This is a genomic window from Trinickia fusca (assembly GCF_003628145.1).
In the GTDB taxonomy this organism is placed as follows: Bacteria; Pseudomonadota; Gammaproteobacteria; order Burkholderiales; family Burkholderiaceae; genus Trinickia; species Trinickia fusca.
The window spans coordinates 194,980-213,791 of record NZ_RBZV01000010.1 but is presented as its reverse complement, the minus strand read 5'-3'; the positions used below and the strand labels follow the sequence as shown (position 1 = coordinate 213,791).

At 63.7% G+C, this 18,812-nt stretch carries 9 protein-coding genes; 3 read left to right on the top strand and 6 right to left on the bottom strand.

Annotated elements, in window-relative coordinates:
* Window positions 1–114: 114 nt before the first annotated feature.
* Window positions 115–2,646, bottom strand: coding sequence for an ATP-binding protein (locus tag D7S89_RS20910; RefSeq protein ID WP_183085294.1), 2,532 nt, complete (start codon window positions 2,644–2,646; stop codon window positions 115–117).
* Window positions 2,647–3,270: 624 nt separating this feature from the next.
* Here D7S89_RS20910 and D7S89_RS20905 point away from each other — a divergent pair.
* The 3 genes from D7S89_RS20905 to D7S89_RS20895 all read left to right on the top strand — a co-directional run bounded on the left by D7S89_RS20905 (window position 3,271) and on the right by D7S89_RS20895 (window position 5,289).
* A complete protein-coding gene (locus tag D7S89_RS20905) occupies window positions 3,271–3,702 on the top strand; it encodes an STM2901 family protein (RefSeq protein ID WP_121280702.1) in 432 nt (143 codons plus the stop codon).
* 2 nt (window positions 3,703–3,704) lie between these two features.
* On the top strand, window positions 3,705–4,079 hold the full coding sequence (locus D7S89_RS20900; protein WP_121280700.1) for a DUF1493 family protein: 375 nt from the start codon (window positions 3,705–3,707) through the stop codon (window positions 4,077–4,079).
* A gap of 151 nt (window positions 4,080–4,230) precedes the next feature.
* Window positions 4,231–5,289, top strand: coding sequence for a purine-nucleoside phosphorylase (locus D7S89_RS20895; protein ID WP_121280698.1), 1,059 nt, complete (start codon window positions 4,231–4,233; stop codon window positions 5,287–5,289).
* 135 nt (window positions 5,290–5,424) lie between these two features.
* On the opposite strand, the gene D7S89_RS20890 is transcribed toward D7S89_RS20895, so the two are convergent.
* The 5 genes from D7S89_RS20890 to D7S89_RS20870 form a co-directional block, all read right to left on the bottom strand.
* Window positions 5,425–5,733, bottom strand: a complete 309-nt coding sequence (locus D7S89_RS20890; protein ID WP_121280696.1) for a DUF4148 domain-containing protein — start codon at window positions 5,731–5,733, stop codon at window positions 5,425–5,427.
* Between the two features lie 164 nt (window positions 5,734–5,897).
* Window positions 5,898–7,469 (bottom strand): long-chain-fatty-acid--CoA ligase, encoded by a 1,572-nt coding sequence (locus D7S89_RS20885; protein ID WP_183085293.1) that lies wholly within the window; start codon window positions 7,467–7,469, stop codon window positions 5,898–5,900.
* Window positions 7,470–7,474: 5 nt separating this feature from the next.
* Window positions 7,475–14,950 (bottom strand): type I polyketide synthase, encoded by a 7,476-nt coding sequence (locus tag D7S89_RS20880; protein ID WP_121280692.1) that lies wholly within the window; start codon window positions 14,948–14,950, stop codon window positions 7,475–7,477.
* A gap of 15 nt (window positions 14,951–14,965) precedes the next feature.
* Complete coding sequence (locus D7S89_RS20875; protein WP_121280690.1) at window positions 14,966–15,385, bottom strand: acyl carrier protein; 420 nt, start codon at window positions 15,383–15,385, stop codon at window positions 14,966–14,968.
* A gap of 16 nt (window positions 15,386–15,401) precedes the next feature.
* The gene (locus D7S89_RS20870; RefSeq protein WP_121280688.1) at window positions 15,402–18,812 is read right to left on the bottom strand and encodes an aminotransferase class III-fold pyridoxal phosphate-dependent enzyme; all 3,411 of its coding nucleotides are present in this window, start codon (window positions 18,810–18,812) and stop codon (window positions 15,402–15,404) included.

The window sequence follows — 18,812 nt, the reverse complement described above, 5'->3', positions numbered from 1 at the left end:
CAGGCGGCTCAACGAACGTCCGCGCAAGACACTAAACTTCGATACACCGGCTGAACGATTCCATCTAGCTGTTGCATCGACCGGTTGAATCCGCAGCTGGGAACGGACTTTCCCCTAGCGCGATTTGTCACCTCGAAGGTTCTTGCGTGCAACAGCGAACTGCTTTGCACGTCCGCCCACGCTCCGACGATTCTGAGTGCCGCTTTGTAGGCGTGGTCCTGGCCTATCAAGCGTCCGGATGTCCCGGACAAACGCCCTCGCTTCGTTCAACTGCTTGTACTGACTCGTCTGGGGGATAGAAACCCGAATTGAGTCAAGTTTGAGCAAATACGCGAGAAATACGTCACGCATCTCTATAAAGCTTTGGGTGTTCGAGCCATGCGATTTTTGCTTCAATTCGTCGCGCACCAGGCGAATGTTAATGCCTGTCGTTAACGCCATTTGTTCCATATAGACGGATGAGTTACCTAACAACTCGATATGAGCAATACCGCTCTCCTTTATTGCAATCCGATCGGCAAGAGTAGGCTTCGCCACATTTGGATCAAGGGTTTCCAATAAGCGTCGATCAAAAAGGCGAGACACGATATCCAAAACAGATTCAATGGGGACTCCGCATGCCTCAAAGAAATCGCACAGCTCAGACACCAGCCAATGTCGCGCCTCCACCTGATCCAACCGAGCGTTTACGGAACGTTGGCGCAATATCCAGAGTACATAGAGCGCGAGCAAAGGGGATGCGGGCTTACGCGGGTCCGTATAAAATAGATTGCAGACATATTCATTTTCAGATTCAGAAAATCTGTCATACTCCCCCTTGATAAGGGCGCGATGGGTTCGATATTTATTAGATGAAACGGACGGTCCGCCATAGTGAGACTTGACTATGTCGTCGATCTTTATTTCCGGGGAAACAAAAATTCGCTCGGCCAGTCGCAACATGCGCCGAATATCGAAATTTGCAAGCCGCCCGATTAGGCCGGATACATAGTCGCTGTCAACGAATATTCGCTCGACTGCATCCGAAAACATGGATAGATCATCGATGCTTACCGAGAAACCCTTTTTTGAAAAATAAGAAGAATTATTTGCTTTCTCAACGTTGATTTTTTCCTTTACAAAGCGTACGCGACGCGCCAATATTTCCTTGGCCTCGGGGACGGGAAGATAGAAACTTTTGGCCGCATAACTTTGAAGTGCGCCAGCTTTACTTAGCCTCCAAACGGTACGGTCTGTTATTGGGACGATGATAAACACCGATGACGCGCTCTCAAGCGAGTGTGCAAGCTGGTAGATTGCGTCTTGTATCTCAGACGAGAATTGATCTGTATTGTCGAAGACAATACATGGCAAGCGCTTCAGTCCCACAGCTGACCGCTTCAGTAGGAGGCGAACATACTCCTCCGGTTGGCTCTCCCGTCTAACCTCCATATGATCGCCGAAGGCAATTTTAAATTGATCTTTGTTCGTTTCGTATAGCGGTTTCTTGGGACCATCTTTCCAGCGAACATATTCATTCCAGAAAATACCTTGTAGATCGTCATAGCTGGGCGGTTGGTTGGTGCAGATCTGAACCTCTAGCAGTCCTCGAAGTTGCCGAATCGACCACTCCACTACGCCAGATGAGTCGCCTGAATATTCACCAAGATCAACTCTTGCAATCGAACATCGTTGCCTGACGCTTAGTGGCAGTATTTCGCCAAAGAAACGATCTATAAATGTGGATTTTCCAGAGCCCTTGTTCCCAACGAGTACGACTGTCTCCGATCTTTGGGAAGTCAGCGTCTTCTCGATTTCTGCTTGAAGAGCAGAGCCTTCTGCTGTGTCAATGGAAGCTATGCCGTTCAATACGTTTTGAACGATCTTTTCAAGCTCGAAATCGGCGCGTCGGCTTTCTGGCGTTTCGACAAAGCATGCTCGCACCATTTCCTTGTCTTCGGTATTTGATAAACGCGAGAAAAACTGAGAGAACATCAAAGATGCATCGGTTGCGAGGGCGTCGCGTGGCTTCATATGGGCGTCAGCTGGATTTGCAACGAAATACTGTTCTTCGGCCTCGCCGATCGATACCCCTTCGGCTGAATTGAGGTGAGCCAAATGGCGTCGTTCGAGCACGTACGGCAGTGCAAGTAATTCCGCAAACCGCGAAAAATCGTCTCTAACGGATTCGATCGTGGGAAAGAAGATTCCTTTTCCCTGCAAGGGAGGACGGCCATCGGTCCTTGAAGCTTTGAAAAACAACCAGCAACGACCATCGGTAAGCGCCGCCACTGGAGTACCTTGCTCTGTTGCGTACGTTAATGCTTGACGTATGCCATCCTTCAATGGTTGCAGAACAGGCCCGGTAAGGGACAGGACCGTCGATTTACCTGCGGCGGTATTTGCCTGGAGAAGCCCCGGCCGCTTAGCCTCAATTACGATAGCACCTCGTCGCTCGCCGACTGTTAGCAGGTAATCGATATATCCAGATGAGGTTACTGGCTCTGTGAAAACAGATTCATGTCGCCACCCTAAGACCTCAAACAAAATCCGATCGAGCGCTTTCAGCCGCGTATCGCTCTCGTTGGGAGCCGCATTGAGGGCAGCAGTCATATCCGGTTCCAACGCGATGAAGTTCTGCAACATCTGGTCGATGCCTGTCGTCATTCCCCCCTCCCGAATTTGTCGGCAGAACTTTCAACTGACTCGAAGCGAGCAGTAAGTATATGCCTGACTGGAGCAGTCGAGATTGTCCGATTCGGCGGAGAGGTGCCGGCCGACGCAACACGCGCAGATGGCAGTTGAACCTTGGGAGCTGCCATTGAAGTGGCGTGGGATCCATTGGCCGGATCGGGTCGGCAGCGGCCGGCCGTTCCAGACATCGGTTAGCGTAGGTTTAAGCGTAGCTTTTATATCGATGCTGCAGATTCGCCAGGCGCTGAGCCGAGCGGTCGCCGAAAGCTAGCGCGCGAAGCAGGGGGCGACACGGGATCGGCTGCCGGCAGTGCGCTCCGGCCCCGATCGTTGTGAGCGCGGGCGCTTCGCTGCGTCTGTCGCGCCTAACATCAAACAAAGAGCGGTCGCATCCTCGGTTTCTTTGACGGTGAGCGTCGGCGAGATGTTGGGCGAGGCTCGTCTCCCGTTGCGCGGCCTGTTGACGCGACGAACGGCGTTCGCCACTTTGGCTTGGCCGAAACGCGGACGACGTAGGGCGTCGAAGCCCCGCACGTCTGCTATTCTTGCGTCGCCTGAGAGAAGGGCAAGCAGTCAATACGAAAAAAGCCGAAACGCATGAGCGAAAACAGATACCGATTTTTTCAACACACGAACCTGTCGGCTGGTGAGCTGTTTTTCTTTGTCACAGTCGACGAGACAGAGAAGCAACTCGGGTTCAAGGACCTTGCCGCGGTGTCCATGCTGCTACTCGGCCAGAACGACGTGCCGGTCGCTGGCAAGCTGGGCGGCGCGACTGCGGGCACTTCGGTGATTTCGATCGCGGCGCGCAAGCTGTTCCCGCTGCAACTGCGCCACAGGCTGCCAACCATTGTAGGCATTGGCCCGCGCGGGCTCAGAATCGCTTTCACGCGAAGCCTCGGCGGCTTCGTCGGCCGTGCCATTCCTGTGATCGGCGTCGTGATGATGAGCTATGACGCCTTCTTCATCATGCGCAATACGGTTGCGACCTACAATCGGCTGGTGAAGCCGGAAGACAAGGTGCTCTAAACATGCAGCGAGACGAGGCTTGGGGGAAGTTGGAGGCTTTCGCTCGCGAGGAGCTCGGCAAGCCATTGTTCGGAAAGCTGAGGCTCGAGCTATCGACCCGACTCGAAGAAGATCTCGGCTTGACCGGCGTCGACGCGGTCGAGTTCATCGACCATTGGGTGGAGCGGTTCGGAATCACCGCGAAAGAGTTTCCCTACGCCCGCTATTTCGGCCCGGAAGGTCTCGACGTCATTGGCGCGATCGCTTCGATCTTTTCGAAGCGATCACGCCAGCCGTTGGTTCCGATCACGCTGGGCATGCTCGCGGAGGCGATGGTCGCCGGGCATTGGGACACCGAGGAGATCGAGGCGAAGGCCGGCGCGAACCGGAGCCATTGACCGCTGAGTCTTCAAGAATGCTGCCCGGTGATGAAATACGTCGAGCATAGTCGTCCACCCCCGACCCCACTATACTGAGCGCGCTGTACTCAACACACAGCAAATCTAGAGCGGTTCTCACCAACAAATGAACGAAATAAAAGGAACGCCTATGCTCACTCGCTCCATCCTGTCGATCGGCGCACTCGCGCTCACTGCCTGCGCGGCCACGGCCTCCAACGCGCAAAGCACCGACAGCTTTGCCGAAACGGCCGGGCACGGTCATCCCATGAAGGTCATGATCATCTCGATGTTCGGACCCGAAGGGCAGGTCTGGCTCGACAAGCTCGGTCCGTGGGAGTCGATTCCCGTCGCCGGGCTCTCGCCCGATTACCCCGATGTGCATTGCAATAAGCAAGACATCTGCGTCATGACGACGGGCATGGGCCACGCGAATGCCGCGGCATCGACGATGGCGCTCACGTTCTCGCCACGCTTCGACCTGCGCCACACGTACTTCATGATCGCCGGCATCGCCGGTATCGATCCTGCGCAAGGCACGATCGGCTCGGCCACCTGGTCCAAGTATCTGGTCGACTTCGGCATCCAATGGGAGCTCGACGGCCGCGAAATCCCGGCTGGCTGGAACACGGGCTTCCTCGGCATCAACACGAAGGACCCGTCGCAAAAGCCGCCGCTCGACTACCGCACCGAAGTCTTCCAGTTGAACCCGCAACTGGCCGATGCTGCGTTCGCGCTGTCGCGCAATGTCGTGCTGTCCGACAGCGCGCAGGCACAGGCCGCGCGTGCCAAGTACGGCTACGCGCCGGCTAATCGTCCGCCGTCGGTCATTCAGTGCGACACGCTGGCAGGCGATACGTGGTGGTCGGGCACGCAGATCGGCGAACGTGCGCGCGAATGGACCAAGATCGTCACGGACGGCAAGGGCACCTACTGCACGACGCAGCAGGAGGACAACGCGACGTATGAAGCGTTGTCGCGCGCCGCGACCGCGCACCGCGTCGATCTGACGCGCGTGGCCGTGCTGCGTGCGGGCTCCGACTTCGACCGTCCGTATGCAGGCCAGACGAGCGCCGACAACCTGCTCAATTACGCGTCGCAGGGTGGCTTCGGTCCGGCGATCCAGAACCTGTTCCTGACCGGCAATCCGCTGGTGCAGGACATTGCGACGCATTGGGGCGAGTGGCGCCACGGCGTGCCGCAACGCTGATGGTGCTTGCCGCGGCGGCGCGCCGCCGCGGCGCAAACGGCGTCCACAGCGGCGTGTCGCTGTCCCAGTTATCAAGTAGCGAGAGAACGTGATCCGACATGATGGGATGATCTCGTTGAATGTCGTTAGCGTTGTTTAGCGGCCCGCGCGGGCAAGCTCGATACGCGCAGCACTTCCTTCCTGCATGGCGACACGCGCAGCCTGCGTTTGCCCTTCCAGGCCCAGATCCGGGTAGCTTTGCTTGTTCATCGAGGGCAACGTCCCGTTGCGGCTTGCCTCGATGACCTCGGCGCGCACTTGCTCGCGCGTCTTCGTGCTCGCGCCGATCCACGATTGATCGTTGTAGCTGCCGTTGTGACCGATGCCGCTGCCGCCATCGGCGAAGGCGGCCGTGCTGGCGAAGAACGAAACGAAAAGCGTGGCGAGAAGCGTGCTGCGTTTCACGGTGATGCTCCTGTCGATTCGGTGCGGCGCCGAACGACGGCGCCGTGACAGGTGCAAATGTAGAGCCTCGGGTACCTTGGATAAATGCCCGTTTGGCGAAATGAATTGTTGCGTACGTAAAACAATCGCGGACGGCCTTCGCTGGCCGCCCGCCAATCGACCAGTCAATTGACGCGGCGCTCGTGCCCGGCCCAATGCGGCTCTCGCAGCACGCGCTTGAGCACCTTGCCGGTCGAGTTGCGCGGCAACCGCTCGATGAGGATCGCGTCATACAGCATCTTGAACGGCGCGATATGCGAACGTGCGTGCGCCATGATGTCGGCTTTCGTCAGCGCTGAGCCCGGCGTAGTAACCACATAAGCGACAGGGACCTCACCCCAGCGCCGATCAGGGACGCCGATCACGGCCGCCTCCTCGATCTGCGGATGCGTTTGCAGGGCTTGTTCAAGCTCGGCTGGCGAGATGTTTTCGCCGGCAGAAATGATGAGGTCCTTGATGCGGTCGGTGATGTGCAGATAGCCGCGTTCGTCGATATAGCCCGCATCGCCGGTAAAGAGCCAGCCGTCGACGAGCGTTTCGGCTGTCTCCTTCGGGCGCTTCCAGTAGCCGAGCATGCGGCTCGACGTATGAAAGGCGATCTCGCCGTGCTGCCCGCGCGCCACGTCGAGCCGCTCGCGATCGACGATGCGCACCGATACCCCATGCAATGGCCGGCCCGCCGTGCTGGCGCGTTCGTCGCCGAGCGCCGCGTGTTCGGACGGCGGCATGAAGATCGCCATGTTCGTCGTCTCCGACAAGCCGTAGTTTTGGGCGAAGGGGCAGCGTAACAGCGTTTGGGCATGCGCTAGCAGCGGCGCCGGCATCGGCGAGCCGCCGTAGATCACGAGCCCGACCGACGACAGATCGGTCTTCGTGCACGCCGGCTCCGACAGCAGAAAGCGCAGCATGGCCGGCACGAACGCGAGCTTCGTGATGCGATGACGTTCGATGGCGGCGAGCGCCTTGGCGCCGTCGAAGGTCTTCATGACGACGCCGGTCGCACCGTTGACGAGATTTTGGATCGCCCACCACAGGCCGCCCACATGAAACGTCGGCAAGGCGAGCAGGGCGACATCGCCCGGGCGCCAGTCGATGAACTCGTCGCCGGAGCGCACGATCTCGCGCACGAGGTCGAGAAAGCCGCGATGCGCGAGCACGACGCCTTTGGGCCGACCGCTCGTGCCGCTCGTGTAGACCTGTACGACTGGTGCGGCAGGATCGGCGCGGTAGAAGTCGGGGCGCACGGCCGGCGCCGCATCGCGCCACACGCCGTAATCGTTGGGGCCGTTCGTGCCCGAATCGATGACGATCACGCGCCGCAGCTTCGGACATTGTGTGCGCAAGCGCTGGGCGAGCTCGGCCACCTCAGGCGTGACGAACAGAAATTGAGCTTCGGCATCTTCGACGATGAACGCGATTTCCTCCGCGCCGAGCTTCCAGTTGACCGGGACGAATACGGCACCGGCGCGCGCGCAGCCGAACAGGATCTCGTAGCTCTTCTCGCTGTCGAGGCCGACGAACGCGACACGTGCCCCCGGCATCACGTCGTTCTCGATCAGCGCTTGCGCGACGCGGTTGGCCGAGGCCGACAGCTCGGCATAGCCAATCGGGCGGTCCTCGAAGATCAGGGCCGTGCCTTCAGGGTGAAGATCGGGAACGTCGGCAAGGGTACGCGTGGCTTCGTAATGAGCGAGCATCGAGTTCATCCCTCCGTAACGGTAGAAAAGACGGCGGCGATCTGCTGCGCGAGTTCGGCCGGCGCATCGGTGTGCAGGTTGTGGCCGCCGTCGAGCGAGACGGTCTGCGAGTGGGGCAACGCGACCTCGGGCGAGAGCAGCGCGGTGGTGCCGGCAAACTGGCTCGTCGCGCCGTAGATGCGCGTCGAAGGCACGGTGAGCGTGCGCAGGATCGCGAGGTATTCCTCGTGGCCGAACGATAGGTCGACGCCGAACTGATTGCGCAGCCGCGCATCCCAGATCCAGCCGAGTCCGCCCGGGACGCCGTGCGTGATGCGGCACGCCAGCGCCAGCGCCGTGTCGTGAGGCAGCTTCGGGTGGTTGATCGAGAGCATGCTCGCCGCCGTCGGCAGGTCAGGGTAGACCGGATGTGCGGGAGCATCGGTCAGATAGCGCAGGTCGACGCTGAGTCGCTCGAGCGGATCGCGCGCGTCGCGCAGCGTAGGCGCGATCGGTTCGACTGTCACGAGATGCGCGACGTACTCGGGGTGCAGCGCCGCGTACAGCGCACTGACGACGGCGCCTGTCGAATGACCGATCAGCACGATGCTGCGCCTGGGCGCTTCGTGCGCGATGACCTCGGTGAGGTCGACGAGCAGGTCGAGCACCGTCAGCGTCGCATGCGACGGATGATGGCTCGAACGGCCGTGGCTGCGCAGGTCGGGTGCGAGCACTGCGATACCTTGTTCGCTCAGGCGGCCTGCGACGCCGGCCCACGTCGCGGCTTGATCGAGCATGCCGTGCACGCAGATTGCAAGCGGGGCTTGCGCATGGCGTGTCCAGAGGCAGACGGCGAGGCGGCGCTCGCCGAGTTCGAGCATCGTCTCCTGCATGCCGGCGAGGGCGTTGGCGGTCGCGGGGGCGGCGGTGTCGTTCGATGTCGATGACGAGGGTGACGGTGACAGTGCGAGCGGCGCCGATGCCGGCGCATCGCTCGCAATCGTGTCGATCAGATGGGCGACGAGCGCGGCGATGCTCGGATGGTCGATCAGCAATGTCGGGTTCAATGCGCAGGCGAGCGCTTGCTCGACCTTGTTCTTGAGCTCGACGGCCATCAGCGAATCGATGCCGAGCGTGCGCAGCGGCGCGCTGACATCGACCGTCTCTGCCGACGCGAGCCCGACGACGTTCGCGACAAGGCTACGCAACGCGTCTGTCAGCAATGCCGCGCGTGCGTCGGGCGCGGCGGATCCGAGCCGCTTGCGTAGCGCGCCTTGCTGGGCAGTTGCGCGTGAGCCGGTTTTTGCTCGGCCTTGCACGAGCGTATAGAGCGCGGTGGCTGACGGATGGGTCAAGGACCGCACGAAGCGCTCCCATGCCACATCGGCGACGATCGTCTGCGCGACGTCGGAGCCGAGCAGGCAGCCGAGTACGTCGAGATTGTCGGCGGCCGTCATGCGCTCGAGCCCGAACGCAGCAAAGCGCGCTTCGTTGGCCGCGCGTGTGCGCTCGGCCATGCCGCCCGTGTCCCACGGCCCCCAGTTGACGGATGTCGCGGTCAACCCGCGCGCACGCCGCTGCTGCGCGAGTGCGTCGAGGAATGCGTTGGCCGCCGCATAGTTGGCTTGGCCCGGCGCGCCGAACACCGAGGCGATCGACGAAAACAGCACGAAGAAGTCGAGCTTGATCGCGTGCGTCGCGCGATGCAGATGCCAGGCGCCGGCCACCTTCGGCGCGAGCACGCGGCTGAACTGCTCCCAGCTTTGATTGGCGACGGTCGCATCGTCGAGCAAGCCGGCTGCATGCACGATGCCCCCGAGCGGCGGCAGTTCGCGGCCGATGCGTTCGATCGTCGTTATCACGCTAGCCGAGTCGGCCACATCGAGGGGCCACACATGCACCTGAGCCGGCGCAAGCTCGGCCTCGGCTGCTCGCGCCAACTCGTCGTCGTGGCCGCTGCGGCTGGCGAGCACGAGATGGCGCGCGCCTTCGTTGACGAGCCGTCGCGCCACCGCGCGACCCAAGGCGCCGAGGCCGCCGGTCACCAGATAGCTGCGATCGGCGCGCACCGCGCGTTGCGCGACGCTGCGGTCGCGATTGCCGTGCACGCCGAGCACGACCTTCCCTACGTTGTTCGCCTGCGCGAGATAGCGGAACGCTGCGTCGGCCTCGGTGATCGGGAACGTCCGCGTGGGGAGCGGCACGAGCTCGCCGGTGTCGAAGCGGCGCACGACGTCGCCGAGCAGATCGGCCTGCAAGCCACCGCCGGTTTCGTCGAGCTCACCGAGATCGAACGATCGATAGACGATGTCGGGCCGATACGCGGCCATGCGCTCGGCGCTCCAGATGCCGATCTTGCCGATCTCGATGAAGCGCCCGCCTGGCGCGAGCGCGTCGGCGCTCTTCTCGATGAAGTCGCCGCTCAAGCTGTTGATGACGACGTCGACGCCACGCCCTTCGGTCACACGCATCAGCTCGTCGGCGAAGTCGAGGTGGCGCGAATGCATGACGTGCGCGACGCCCTGGCGCTTCAGCACAGGCCACTTCGACGGGCTCGCGGTGCCGTAGACGATGGCGCCCGCACGCTGCGCGACTTGCAGCGCAGCCTGGCCGACGCCGCCCGCGCACGCATGGATCAACACGCGCTCGCCGGGCCGCAGGTGCGCGAGCCGTTCGAGACTGTAGACGGCCGTCATGAACACGGTCGGCACGGAAGCGGCGGCTTCGAACGACAACGCCGCCGGCTTGCGGTGCACGAGACGGCGCTCGACCGTGACATGGCTTGCCATTGCCGACAGCGCCATCGCGATGACTTCATCGCCGACGGCCAGATCCGTGACCGCGCTGCCCACGCGCACGACGCGCCCCGCGCATTCGAATCCTAGCGGCTGATCAAGTGCCTTGAGGATGCCATGCCGTTCGCTGAACGACCGGAGCATGCCGAGGCAAAACAGCACGTCCTTGAAGTTGACGGCTGCCGCATGCACTTCGATCTCGACTTCTTGCGCAGCGGGTGCGGTGCGCTCGACGCCGACGAGCGTCAGTTGATCGAAGCCGCCGTAGTCCGCGGCACGGAGCCGGAATGCCCCGGCCGGTGGCACGAGCTCGCGCTGGCGTTTGAACGACTTCATCGCGGCAAGCCGAGCCACGTGGCGGCGGCCTTGCCGGTAGGCGAGTTGCGGTTCGGCTTCGGGCGCGACGAGCTCATCGACGAATTCGGCGGGGAGGTGAGGCTCGTGCGGTGCGAGATCGATCGTCGTGCATTCGAGCGCCGGATGCTCGATCGCAACCGAGCGCGAGAAGCCCCACAGCAGCGCTTGCACGACGTTGGCGGGCCCTTGCTCGTCGACGGCCTGAGCGCCGGCCGTGACGAACCAGAGACGAGGAGGGCGCGCGTCGGCGCTGCCAGCGAGCGCTTGCACGAGCGCGAGCGCGCCGCCGCACAGACGCGCTTCGGCTTCGGCCAGTGCGGGTGGCTGGGCCGATGTCTGCGAATCGTCGGGATCGCTGACGTCGACCGACGCCATGTGCACGACGCCATGCAGCGGCAGGCCTCGCGCGCGCAAGGGCGCAAGCTGCGTGGCCAGCGTTTGCGTCCAGTCCGTGCGCGTCATGTTCTCGGCTTCATCGGCCGGCACGAGCACGACGTGTTGACCGCGCGCTTGCAGCATGGCCATCAATGCCTGCGCGAGGCCGCCACGGTCCGCGACGACGAGCCAGCCGCCTTCGCCGATCTGCGCGCTGCTGCCAGCGGCGCGGCGCGGTTGCGCGACCCAGTTGCGCGCATAGAGCTTGTCTTTCCAGTCGGCTGTGGCAAGACTCAGCGCGCGGCGATCGACTGGCACGGCTTGCAGTCCGTCGACGCTCGCCAGCACGCGACCGCCATCGTCGAGCAGACGAAGATCGACGGTCACGCGCGCGCGGCTTGGCTGAGCCGATTCACGCAGTACCGCATGGCTCCAGGCCGTGGCGGGCAACGGGGCATGCACTTGCACACGTTCGATCGCGACAGGGAGATAGGCCGCGTCTTGATCGAGGTCGGAAAAGATTGCCCCGACCGCCTGAAAACACCCGTCGAGCAGTGCCGGATGCACGACATGCTCTGCGGCGCCTGCCGCTTCGACCGCGACTTGCGCGAGGCTTTCGCCGGACGAGGCGATGCGCGACACAGCGCATACGCTGCGAAATGCCGGGCCGTAACCGAGGCCGAGCGCTGCATACCCCGTGTAGAACGCATCGATTTCGAGCGGCTCGCCAGCTTGCACAAAGCGTGCACGCAATGCATCGAGATCGACGCGCTCGTGCATCGACGCGGCCGACAAATCGATCTGCGCGCTGACGTGCCGCCGCCACTCGGTCGACGATGCCGACACCGACACGTCCGTATTCGGTGGCTGGCTGAGGATCTCGACGGTGCGCGCGCCGTTTTCGCCACGCTGAGCGACGAGCGTCTGCACGATCGTCGGGCGCTCGGCCGTGATGGCAAGCGCGGCTTGGATAGACAGATTCACCAGCGCCGGCGTCGATGTCGGGTCGAGTGTGGACGCTGCGGTGAGTGCCATATCGACGTAGGCCGCGCCGGGTACCACGACTTTGCCGTACACACGGTGGTCGCGCAACCATGCGGGGTGGCGTGCCGATAGCGACGCCTGAAACAGTGCATCGCCTGGGCCCAGCGCGGCTGCGGGAAGCGGGGCGCCGAGCAGTGGATGAATCGCGTGAGCGGAGGGCACGGCATGGGCCACTACCGCACCGCTGCCCGTTTCCGGCAGCCAATAGCGGCGCCGCTCGAACGGGTAGCCGGGCAGCACGGCGCGCGCCGGACGCGGCTGATCGATACGTCCCGCACGATTCCAGTCGATCGCAGCGCCGGCCACGTAGAGCTGGCTCAGTGCGGCGAGCAACTCGCGCCAGTCGTCGGCGCCGCGACGCACGGAGGCCAGCGTACGCATCGTGCCGGGCGGCAGCGACGCACGGGCGAGCGCGCTGAGTGTCGAGCCCGGGCCGACTTCGAGCGCTACAGTCACGCCGCGGCTCGCGAGGTCGGCGATACCGGACATGAAGTCGACGGGGGCCAGGATGTGCTCGACCCAGTAGTCGGCGGTGGAGACGCGTTCGAGCGCGAGCGTGCCGGTGACCGTCGACACGAAGCCGAGCTGGGCAGGGGCATACGACACGCTTTCGGCTACCCGACGGAATGCGTCGAGCATCGGCCGCATCAACGGCGAATGGAACGCATGCGATACGTCGAGCAGCATCGGCTCAGCGATGTCATGCGTCTCGCGCAGTTGGCGCGCGATGGCCTGGACCGCGTCGGCATGGCCAGACACGACGGTTTGCGTCGGCGAGTTGAAGGCCGCGATCGAGACGCGCTCGGCGTCGGCTGCTACCAACGGAACCACGAGTTCGCGCGGCGCGGTGAGCGCAGCCATTGCGCCGCCCGGCGGCAGCGCCTGCATGAGGCGACCCCGTGCCGCGACGAGCCGCGCGCCATCTTCGACGCTGAAGACGCCGGCAAGGCAAGCCGCCGCAAACTCGCCGATGCTGTGTCCGACGACGAAGCTCGGCTGCACGCCCCAGCTTCTCCATAGCTGCGCGAGCGCATATTCGAACGCGAACAGCACGGGCTGCGTATAGCGCGTTTGCGCGAGGCGGTTGGCTTCGCTGTGCCACATCAGCTCGCGCAGCGGCACGTCGAGCTCGCTTGCGAAGGCCGCTTCGCAACGGTCGATTGCTTCGCGAAACACGGGATGCAGCGCATACAACGCCTGTCCCATCCCCGGGTACTGCGCGCCTTGACCTGAGAACGAGAACGCCAGCATGGGCGCATCGGGTGGACAGACGCCGCCGCGCTGCGTGAACGTGTCGGCATCGACGTGGGCGAGCGCGGACGCAAATTCAGCGGTATCGGTGCCGACGAGCGCAATCCGATAGGGCAGATGCGCACGGCCAGTCGCGGCGACGTGACACACGGCGTCGGCAGCGGCATCGGCATTGGCAACGTCTGACGACAGATGGGCGGCATAGCGCTTGGCGACCGTCAGCAATGCCGCTTCGCTGCGCGCCGACAGGCACAGCAGATACGCAGGCTGCCTGGCGGCATTCGTGTTGGCGTCTACGATCACATCCACGTCTACATTCGCGGCGGCCTCGACGATCACATGGGCATTGGTGCCGCTGAACCCGAAACTGCTGACGCCGCCGATACGTCGCTCGACGGGCCAAGGCGTGGCCGCTCGCGCAATCTCGAACGGCAAGCGCTGCCATGGGACATGCGGATTGAGCTTGCCCAGCTGCGGATAACCGGGGATCAATGCGTGTTGCAGCGCGAGCACGAGCTTGATGAGCCCGGCCATGCCCGCGGTGATTTCGAGGTGGCCGATCAGCGACTTCACGGAGCCGAGGTACAGCGGCTGCGCGTGACTATGGCTCGATCCGAACACTTCGCCGAGCGCGCCGACCTCGATCGGATCGCCGAGTGCCGTTCCCGTGCCGTGCGCCTCGATGTAGCCGATGTCCTGAGGGCGTAAGCCCGCGTTCGCAATCGCGCGGCGGATCAGCGCCGTCTGCGCGGGGCCGTTCGGCACGGTCAATCCCGAGCTCGCCCCATCCTGATTGATCGCGCTGCCGCGAATGACGGCATGGATCCGGTCGTCGTCGGCGCGTGCCTGGCTCAACGTCTTGAGCACGAGTGCGGCAGCGCCTTCGGAGCGCACGTAGCCGTTGGCACGCTCGTCGAACGACTGACAGCGGCCGTCGGGCGACATCATGCGGGCCTTCGAGAACGCGATCGTGGCTTCGGGCGCGAGCAGCAGATTCGTGCTGACCGCGAGCGCCGCATGGCATTCGCGGCGCCGCAGGCTTTCGACGGCCTCGTGCACGGCCACGAGCGCCGACGAGCAGGCCGTATCGATCGACAGGCACGGGCCTTGCAAGCCCAGCGTGTAGGCGATGCGTCCGGCGACGACGCTGGGCACGTTGCCGGTGCCCCAATACGCGTTGAGATTGTCGATGTTGGCCGCGGCCAGGCGCGAATAGTCGGAGAAGCTCACGCCGGCGAACACACCGGTATCGCTGCCTTCGAGTGCGTCGGGTGCGATGCCTGCGTGTTCGAGCGCGGCCCACGCCATTTCGAGCGCAAGCCGCTGCTGGGGGTCCATCAGCGTCGCTTCGCGCGGCGAGATGTTGAAGAACGCCGCGTCGAACCGGTCGACGCCGTCGATGAAGCCGCCACGCCGCGTCGTCAGCTTGCCCGGTGCATCGGCGTCGGGGCTGTACAAGGCATCGATGTCCCAGCGCTCGGGGGGCACCTCCGTCACCGCGTCGCGTCCTTCGGACAACAGCGACCAGTAGGCGTCGAGCCCATCCGCGCCGGGGAAGCGGCAGGCCATGCCGACGATGGCGATAGGCTCGATTTGCGCGCGCTTGAGGGCGTCGAGCTCGCCTTCGAGTTGCTCGATCACCTTGAAGGCGCGGATCAGATCGTTCGGGTTCGAGGTCATGGCGGCGAGCTGGGCCTAAAGTCCGTATTTGTCGAAGGTGCGTCGCATGCGGGCGTCGAAGTCTTCCGGCGTGGTCGGCTCGTCAAGCGTCGGCGACGTGGGCGACGGGTTCGAGGTATCCGCCGCGTCGCGTTGAGGCTCCGAGGCGAGTACAGTGCCCACGAGGTGTGCCGCCAGCCGCTCGGGGGTCGGGTAGTCGAAGAACAGCGTCGTCGACAGTCGGCAGCCGAGCTCGTCTTCGAGGTCTTCCTTCAACGCGAGTGCGCGCTTCGAATCGAGGCCCAGCTCGGCAAAGCGCGAGCGGGCATGGACACGGCCAGGCTCTTCGATGAACAGTGCTTCGCACAGGCGCGCGACGATGTGTTCGACGAGTGCGGCCGCCCGGAGCACAGGCGGCGTTCGTTCGAGATGGTCAAGCAGCGCAGAAGTCGTCATGGTCTGGCTCCGCGCGTCAGGCCGTCAGCGCCGAGGGCTGCGCGGCGTTGGCCTCGTTTTCGATCACCTTGGCAAGCAGATAGAGCCAGCCGTAGCTCTCCTGCGCCGTGAACCGCTCGGCGTTGTAGTCGAGCTCGATGCGCATGCCGCCCGGCAGCATGAACACGTTGAACATCAGATCGAATTCGATCCAGTGATTGACGGGGGCGACGAGCTCGGGCACGGCGGTGCCGAACGCAGGCATGTCGGTCAGCGGCTCGACGTTGAACGTGATCTCGGCCGGCCGCTCACCTTGCTGCGCAGTCTGCGCGCGGTAGAGTTCGCAGAGCTCGTGATACGGAAAACGCGAGTGGTTCATCAGCTCGCTCATCGCGGTACGCGTCGCGGCCAGCACGTCGTCGAATACGAGGCCCTCGCCGTGCATGGGCACGAGCACGGGCAGGTTCACGCAGTTGCCGACGAGATCGCGCAGCTTGCTCGTGCGGTTGCCGAACGGCAGCGCGACGACGGGTGAGCGGCCGCGATAGACACGCGACAGGAACAGCTGCATGCAGGTCAGCAGCCACGTGAACGTGGTCGTACCGCTGCGCTTGGCTCGCGCGGCGATGGCCGTGCTCAACGCGGCGTCGAACGTGACACTGGCACGTGCGCCAGGCCGCGGTGCGACGCGGTCGTCGTGCTGCACGGGTGCCGTGACATGCGCGGTGCGATAGGCGGCCACCTGCTCGATCGCGCTGCGCCAGTAGGCTTGATCGGCCACATAGCGGTCGCTCGCGCGGTATTCGTCTTCTTGTGCGATCCAGTCGGCGTATGACGACGATGGCAGCACGGGCTCGCCGTTGAAGCGCAAGCCGATCTCCTTGAGCAGTACGCCGAGGCTCCAGCCATCGCAGGCGAGATGATGCAGCGAGATGACGAGCAGGGCATGCGCGTCGGCAAACGTATGCAGCGTCACGCGTACGTTCTGCCCGTTTTCGAGTTCGAGCGGGCGTGCCTGCTCGCTTTCGGCCAGTTCGACGGCGCGCTCCGCACTCAGCGTTTCGTCGTGCGCGATACGTTCGACCGTCAAGTCGTGAGCTTTGCCCAACGTTTGCGATGCAGACGCCAGATCGATGCGCGCGCCCAGCGCGTCGTGCGCGCCGATCGTCGCTTCGACGGCTGCGGCAAGACGCTCGGCGTCGACGGGTTCGTCGAAGCGAAAACCGAAGCAGACGTTGTTCGCGATGCGCCCTTCGGGGCGTGCGCCTTCCAGTGCGAAGAAGCGTTGCTGAGCGTCGGACAGCGGCAGGCGTGAACGGCGCTGTTGCTGCGGTTGTTTCAGCGTATGCGGTTGAGGATCGGCCTTGCCTGTTGCGGCGGATGTTTCGGCGGAACGCTGTTCCCTGACCGGGACGAGCCCGAGCGGCGCGAGCGTTTTGCAGATGTCGCGCACGGTATCGACGAGCCGATCGAGATCGGCCGGCGTATGCGCGGTCGACACGAAGCAGTTGCGTCCTTCCCAGATGTAGATGCCGTTCGCGAGCAAGTGATAGAAGAACAGATCGAGATTGCCCTTCGACGTGAAGCGGAACAGCGAGCTGAACTGTTCGATGGTCACGTCGACGCCTGCCTCTTCGAACACGGCGATGAGGCGCTCGGCCAGCACGCGCGTTGCCTCATTGAGCCGCTCGTAAAGCGACAGGTCCGCATCTTTCAGATAGTCGAGCACGGCGAGCGAGGCGGCCATCGTCAGGGGATGCTTCGAGAACGTGCCCGCGAAGAAGATCGTGGGTTTGGCCGGGTAGCTGTCGTCGCCGAACTGCCACCAGCCGCCGTCGATGCCGTCCATGCACGCCGCGCTGCCGGCCACGAGACCGATCGGCATGCCGCCGCCCGCGACTTTGCCGTACGTGCACATGTCGGCCCGCACGCCGAAGTATTCCTGCGCGCCGCCGCGCGCGCAGCGAAAGCCCGAGATCACCTCGTCGAAGACCAGCACGATGCCATGCGCGCGCGTGAGCTCACGCAGCTTGGCCAGGAACGGTCCGGGCCGCATCGACGGCGCGCGGCTTTGCACGGGCTCGACCATGACGACGCCGATCTCGTCCGCATGCGCTTCGAGATAGTCGAGCGACGACGGCTCGCAGTAGTCGAGCACGATCGTGTCGGCCACCAGCGATTCGGGTGTGCCGGGGCTGGCCGGGCGCGTCGCACCTTGCGCGGCGCTGCGCGCGAGGAACGCGTCGAAGCTGCCGTGATACGAGTTCTTGAATACGACGAGCTTGTCGCGGCCCGCGGCCAGGCGTGCGAGGCGGACGGCCGTCATCGTCGCTTCGGTGCCGGAGTTGCAGAACACGACGCGCTCATGGCCCGTGAATTCGGCGATCAGCTCGGCGACGCGGCCCGCCATCGGCGACTGCGGCCCGATCGCCATGCCGCGCTCGATCTGCGCGCGCACGCGCTCGACGACGAACGATGGTGCATGGCCGAACAGATGCACGCCGAAGCCCATCGTGAAGTCGATGTAGCGGTTGCCGTCGACGTCGACGAGATGCGCGCCTTCGGCCGTTTCGGCCAGCACCGGATAGACGAGCTCCTTCAGCAGTGGGCGGAAGCCTGCCGAGACCCGGTTGTCGGCCAGCACGCGACGGTAGGTCTGCGCCATGCGCTTGGACGTGCTCGTGCGCGCGTTGTGGCGTTCGGTCAGCGCCTCGATGTGCGCGAGCTTGCGGGTGTCGTCCTTGCGCTGGTCCGCTTCGAGTCGGACCGAGAACGCGCTGAAGCGGTCGGTCGATGATGACGACTCAGATGGGGCAGCGGGAGTTGGGTGGCCGGCTGGCTTGGCTGCGACGGATGCGGGAGCGGCGTCGACTGGCTGCTGCGCCGGCATTGGCGTATGGGCCTGCGCGGGGCTTTGGTCTTGTCCAATCTCCGACGGTGCCGCGCCGAGCAGTGCCAGCTGCCGCTCCATCAACTCGAGTTGGCGGCGCACGATGTCTTCGACGGTGCTCGCATCGGCGAGCGCGAGGCCCGACGGTAGCGCGGCCGGGAGCGGTGCCGGTGCTGGCGTAAGAGGCATTTGATGAGCCTGAAACTCAGTGTGCGCTCGAGGTGCTTGCGTTTGCGCGCGCACGACGGGGGCAGCGACATCGACGGGTGCCAAGACGGCACGCAACACCGGCTCGTATTGCCCATGCTCGAAGATGTACTGAGCGACCTTGGCGATCGTATTGACGCTCTCATACATCTCGCCGACCGACAGCGAAACCTTGTAGCGCCGGTTGATGTCCTGCAGCGTCTCGGCAAGGATCAGCGAGTCGGCGCCCATGTCGACGAACAGCCGCTCTGGATCGAGGTCGTGCGGCGCTTGCCGGAGACTGTGTGCGAGCTCGCGCACGATGTGCTCGACGATTTTTCCGACGATGTCGTTCGATGCGAAGTCAGCCAT

Coding starts and splice junctions, on each gene's coding strand:
- D7S89_RS20895 (WP_121280698.1), top strand. CDS start 4,231: ATGCTCACTCGCTCCATCCTGTCGATCGGCGCACTCGCGCTCACTGCC.
- D7S89_RS20870 (WP_121280688.1), bottom strand. CDS start 18,812: ATGGCTGACTTCGCATCGAACGACATCGTCGGAAAAATCGTCGAGCAC.
- D7S89_RS20900 (WP_121280700.1), top strand. CDS start 3,705: ATGCAGCGAGACGAGGCTTGGGGGAAGTTGGAGGCTTTCGCTCGCGAG.
- D7S89_RS20905 (WP_121280702.1), top strand. CDS start 3,271: ATGAGCGAAAACAGATACCGATTTTTTCAACACACGAACCTGTCGGCT.
- D7S89_RS20880 (WP_121280692.1), bottom strand. CDS start 14,950: ATGACCTCGAACCCGAACGATCTGATCCGCGCCTTCAAGGTGATCGAG.
- D7S89_RS20885 (WP_183085293.1), bottom strand. CDS start 7,469: ATGCTCGCTCATTACGAAGCCACGCGTACCCTTGCCGACGTTCCCGAT.
- D7S89_RS20910 (WP_183085294.1), bottom strand. CDS start 2,646: ATGACGACAGGCATCGACCAGATGTTGCAGAACTTCATCGCGTTGGAA.
- D7S89_RS20875 (WP_121280690.1), bottom strand. CDS start 15,385: ATGACGACTTCTGCGCTGCTTGACCATCTCGAACGAACGCCGCCTGTG.